The following is a 4,976-nucleotide window of genomic DNA, read 5'->3' as shown; positions in this document are numbered from 1 at the left end:
CCGGAAACCGTTCCTTGGTCATCTGCAGGTTGACGTTGCTGCTAGCCAGATAGACCAGATAGCCGGCGTGGTCGATGGCCAGGCGCAGTTCGTTCTTGTCGCGGAATTCCTTGAGCTTCTTCGGGTCGTCGCAGGACACCCAGCGGGCCGTTGAAACCGTCGCCGCTTCGAAGATCGATTCGACGCTGTACTCGTCGCGCAGGCGGTACTGCACCACTTCGAACTGCAGCACGCCGACGGCGCCGAGGATCACGTCGTTGTTGGTGATCGGGCGATAGACCTGGGTCGCGCCTTCTTCGCAGAGCTGATCCAAGCCCTTGTTGAGCTGCTTGGATTTCAGTGGATCTTTCAGGATCACGCGGCGGAACAGGTCTGGTGCGAAGTTCGGGATGCCGGTGAAGTTCAGGGCTTCGCCTTCGGTGAACGAATCACCGATGGCGATGGTGCCGTGGTTGTGCAGGCCGATGATGTCGCCGGGGAAGGCTTCCTCGACCGCTTCGCGATCCGCGGCCATGAAGGTGAGCGCTGAGTTGATCCGCACCGGGCCGCCAAGGCGCACCGAGTGCAAGCTCATGCCCTTCTTGTAGGTGCCGGAGCAGACCCGCAGGAAGGCCACGCGATCGCGGTGCTTCGGGTCCATGTTCGCCTGGATCTTGAACACGAAGCCGCTGAACTTCTTGTGCTCGGGATAGATGTCGTGGACGGTTTCGTTGAACGTGGCCTTGCGCGGCTGCGGGCCGGGCGCCCAGTCGACGAAGCCGTTGAGCAGTTCCCGCACGCCGAAGTTGTTGATCGCCGAGCCGCAGAACACCGGCGTCAGCTTGGCGGCGCGGTAGTCATCGATGTTGAAGGCGGTGCCGGCCATCTGCAGCAGTTCGATTTCGTCGAGCAAGGTCTTGTAGACCGGTCCGAAACGCTCGGCGAGGCCGGGCGCATGCAGGCCGTCGACGGTCTCGATGTCCGACACCTTGTGCTTGTCGCCGCTGTACAGATAGAAGCGGTCTTCGAGCAGGTGGTAGACGCCTTCGAACTCGGTGCCCATGCCCAGCGGCCAGGTGATCGGCGTGCAGGCCAGGCCCAGCACTTTCTCGACTTCGTCGAGCAGCTCCAGCGGCGGCCGGCCGAAGCGGTCGAACTTGTTGATGAAGGTGATGATCGGCGTGTCGCGCAGGCGGCAGACCTCCATCAGCTTGATGGTGCGCGGCTCCACGCCCTTGGCGGCGTCGATGACCATCAATGCCGAATCGACCGCGGTCAAGGTGCGATAAGTGTCTTCGCTGAAGTCTTCATGGCCCGGCGTATCGAGCAGGTTGACGATCTTGCCGTTGTACGGGAACTGCATCACCGAGGTGGTGATCGAGATGCCGCGCTGCTGTTCCAGCGCCATCCAGTCCGAGGTGGCGTGGCGGCTGGCCTTGCGACCTTTCACGGTGCCGGCGAGCTGGATCGCGCCGCCGAACAGCAGCAGCTTTTCGGTCAGCGTGGTCTTGCCGGCATCGGGATGGGAAATGATCGCGAAGGTGCGGCGCAGCGCGGCAGCTTCGGCGAGGGGGGTGACAGCAGTCATGGCAACGGGCAGCCGGGGAAAGCACAGGAAACTTGCGGGCCGCGATTGTATCGCAGGGTCCGGCGCCGGCCGTTCAGGGCGTCAGCGTCAAGTTCCACAGCACTTGGTAGTCGTAGTTCTGATCGACGGCCTGGGTGCTCCGCTGATTGAGGTTGGGCATTTCGGTCCAGCGTCCGACCAGGCCAAGCCCGACATGCTTGGTCGATAGCTGCCGAGATATCCAGCGATCGAAGCCGACGCCGAGTTCGACACTGTTGGTGCTCATGCCGATGCGCGCCGTCTCGTTGGGCAGGAACCACAGCGGATCGGCCTCGCGCTGCAGCGACGCGGACAGCAGCAGATCGGTGAACTGACGGCTGACGCTGGCGCGGCCCGACCAGTCGAACGGCGCGCGGGCATCGCCGGGGCTGCTGGCATGACGCAGGGCAACGGCCGATCCCGTGGTCAGCTCGCCGATGGACTGCGAGCGGCTGACGCCGAATTCATAGCCTGGCGTCTGTGCTGCGCTGCTGGCGTTCAGACGATCAGCCGCTTCCAGCACCAGCAGATGCACGCTGCTGTTCGAGCGCGTGCGCTGCCATTGCCAGGTGGCCGAGTAGCGGCCGACGTCGACGTCCGGCAGGCCGCGATCCGGTGCGCTGGCCAGGCAGCTCTGGCCCTGCAGCTTCAAGCCATCGCCGCTGCGGCCGGTGAGCAGCGCGCCGGGAAGTTCGAGCGTGCCGCTGAGCTGGCAGCTGAATGGCAGCGCCAGCACGGCGGCATCGGCTGGTGTCCAGCGCAGGCCCAGCGCTACTGGCGCCGGTGCCCATTTCACCTGCGCCGAGCGGCTGGTCGCCAGGGTTTCCGGCGTCAGCAGCCCGCGGGTGCGCTCTTCGGCAGTGATCATCAGCGGCTGCTCGAGCAGGAACGGCACCCGCATCCGCAGGTTCTGCTGGAAGCTTTCATTGCCGAGCAGTTGCGATGGCATGAGTGCGACGTCGCTGCCGGGTGCATCGACGCCAGCAGTGGCATCCGTTGGTGGCAGCGAAGGCAGCAGCGAGTAGCGGGCATCGTAATCAAGCAGGCTGGACGGTGCCGCGAAACGCAGCGTGCCATCGACCAGCGAGTTGCGATCGAGGCCGCCGCGCTGCAAGGGGTTATCGGTCTTCAGGGCCAGCTGGTAGCGGGCGGGATCGATCAATCCCGGCAGTTCCGTGGGCTGTGATGCGCAGCCACCCCACAGGATCACGACGGGCATCAACACGATCGGCCGCACAGCGTTTCGTACGCTGGCGATCCTTCGCCGGCTTGGCAACTTCCTGTTCACCTCATTGCGACCCTCAGCAGACGGGTAAAAGTTCCCCGGCTGCCTGTATTTGCCCCTGTTGTCCGCGCTGATCCGAAGCGCCGACTGCGCTTCAATGCCGCTCAGCGCGGCCTGTCAGGAGTAATCGCAAGGCTCGGGCCAACCGTCGCGAAGCTTGCCGCGAGGCTGGAAGTCGCAGCCGCAGGCTCAGGCGAATCCGTAGGCCGACATGCTCAGACCGCCGAAGGCAAAGCTCTCGTGCAGCTTGGTGGCGGCATTGCCGGCTGCAGCTGCGGTGAACAGCGGCATCAGGTGATCGTCGGTGGGATGAGCGCGAACAGCGGATGGCGCCTGCGCGCGGTAGTCGAGCAGGGCCGCGCGATCGGCCGTCAGCAGCTTGTCGCTCATCCAGTGATCGAAGGCCATCGCCCAATCGGTGGCCGGCGAAAACTCGGGGCCGATCTCGCGCAGGTTGTGGACCAGGCTGCCGCTGCCGATCAGCAGCACCTCGCCGTCATCGAGCAGCGGCCGCAGCGCCTCGCCGAGCGCCCAGTGCGCCGCGGCATCGCCGTTGGAGGTGCTGACCTGAACGATCGGCACATCGGCCTCCGGCCACATCAGCATCAGCGGTACCCAGACGCCGTGGTCGATCTGCGGATTGCTGTCAGTGGCCGTCGGCAGGCCCGCCTTGCGGATCGCCTGCTGCACGCGCTCGGCCAGCGCGGCATCGCCGGCCGGCGAGTACTGCAGTTGATACAGCTCGGCCGGAAAGCCGCCGAAGTCATGCCAGGCCTGATAGCGCGCCGCCAGCTTCACCGGAAAGCCACGGGTCATCCAGTGCGGCGACACCACGATCGCCGCTTTCGGCTTCGGCAAGGTCTTGCCGAGCGTGCGCAGGAAGGTATTGGCGGTGTGCTGGCTGATCGCCAGGCTTGGCGCGCCATGGCTGAGGAACAGGCTGCGGTAAGCGGGTTTTGAGCTGGACATGGCGGCTTCAGGCATTCAGGACGAGCGACGTCGGGTACCCAGCAAGATGCCGCGTTCGCGCAGGCTTTCAAGGATCTCCGCGCCACCGGCCACAACCGCGTCGACATCGTCATGCTGCAATTCCTCGGCGATCTGTTCGAGCAGCTCGATGCCCGAAGCTTCCGGCTGCTCTTCGGCCAAGGTCAGCAGCCGCGCGGTGACCGCATTGATCTCGACGAATTTCACGTCGTCACTGCGGTTGCGGTGGACGACCAGAAAGGTCTGCACGCCGCTCGCGGTGGTCGGCTGGAAATCCGGGCCGATGCGTTGCACGGGCCAGTCATAGGCGAGTGTCCAGCACAGAGGCGCGATCACCAGCGGCGTGTTGAGCAGATCGCCATTCGGATGAGCCAGCAGCGCGGCCGGCGGTGGATCTTCAGCCGTGCTCAGCGCCAGTTCCACCCATTCGTAATGCGCGAGCTGGGCCAGGAACGGCGGATCGCCCACATGCTCGCCACGGCCATCGGCGAGCCAGTCAACGAACTCTTCGGCCAGCTTGTGGAACAGCGGCGTGCGCGCCGGATGCCGGGCGTAGAAATCCCGCACCAGGGCCAGCCAGTGGTCATCGGCCAGGATGCGGCGCAGCACCGGAAAACCCTTGGCCAGCAGGGTTTCGATGTTATTGAAGAACAGCTGGCGATAAACCGCCATGTGCGCTGGCGCGACATCATCCGGAGGCGGATGGGTAGCCGGGTCACGCAGATGGGCGGCGAAGCGCGCCTGCTGCGCCTGCAGGTCGTCCTCAGCCATGCGCGGTGACTGCTTGAGCTTGTGCATGGCGGGTCTGCACGGTGCGAATCTGGTCGATCTCGACTAGCAAGCTCGCCAGCGGCGGCAGATTGAAATCCCGTTCCAGCAAGGTCGGCAGCGGGCCGAGCTTATCGCAGGCTTGTGCCAGCAGCGCCCAGACCGGATCGCTGACCTCGGCACCGTGGGTGTCGATGCACAGATCATCGGCTTCGACGTGATGACCGGCGATGTGGATGTAGCGAACGCGCTGCAAGGGCAGGCCATCGAGAAAGGCGCCAGCGTCGTAGCCGTGATTGATGCTGTTGACGTGGATGTTGTTGACGTCGAGCAGCAGATCGCAGTCGGCTT

Annotated in this window: 5 protein-coding genes; all 5 read right to left on the bottom strand. The window is 64.8% G+C overall.

Features of this window, described 5'->3' with window-relative positions; all coding sequences use genetic code 11:
- Positions 1–1,567: peptide chain release factor 3 (locus tag QZY06_RS08705; protein WP_295682942.1), on the bottom strand; the 1,567-nt coding region annotated here is incomplete at its 3' end.
- Between the two features lie 73 nt (positions 1,568–1,640).
- On the bottom strand, positions 1,641–2,804 hold the full coding sequence (locus QZY06_RS08700; protein WP_295682939.1) for a hypothetical protein: 1,164 nt from the start codon (positions 2,802–2,804) through the stop codon (positions 1,641–1,643).
- Between the two features lie 255 nt (positions 2,805–3,059).
- Positions 3,060–3,839, bottom strand: coding sequence for a class III extradiol ring-cleavage dioxygenase (locus QZY06_RS08695; protein WP_295682937.1), 780 nt, complete (start codon positions 3,837–3,839; stop codon positions 3,060–3,062).
- 15 nt (positions 3,840–3,854) lie between these two features.
- Complete coding sequence (locus QZY06_RS08690; protein ID WP_295682935.1) at positions 3,855–4,655, bottom strand: DUF2063 domain-containing protein; 801 nt, start codon at positions 4,653–4,655, stop codon at positions 3,855–3,857.
- Positions 4,621–4,976, bottom strand: a 356-nt coding sequence (locus tag QZY06_RS08685; RefSeq protein WP_295682932.1) for a DUF692 family multinuclear iron-containing protein, incomplete at its 5' end; no start/stop codon positions are given. The genes QZY06_RS08685 and QZY06_RS08690, both read right to left, overlap by 35 nt.

The sequence above is a fragment of the uncultured Nevskia sp. genome, from assembly GCF_903885465.1.
In the GTDB taxonomy this organism is placed as follows: domain Bacteria; phylum Pseudomonadota; class Gammaproteobacteria; order Nevskiales; family Nevskiaceae; genus Nevskia.
The sequence above is the reverse complement of the archived record's forward strand: the minus strand, read 5'-3'. Positions and strand labels throughout refer to the sequence as shown.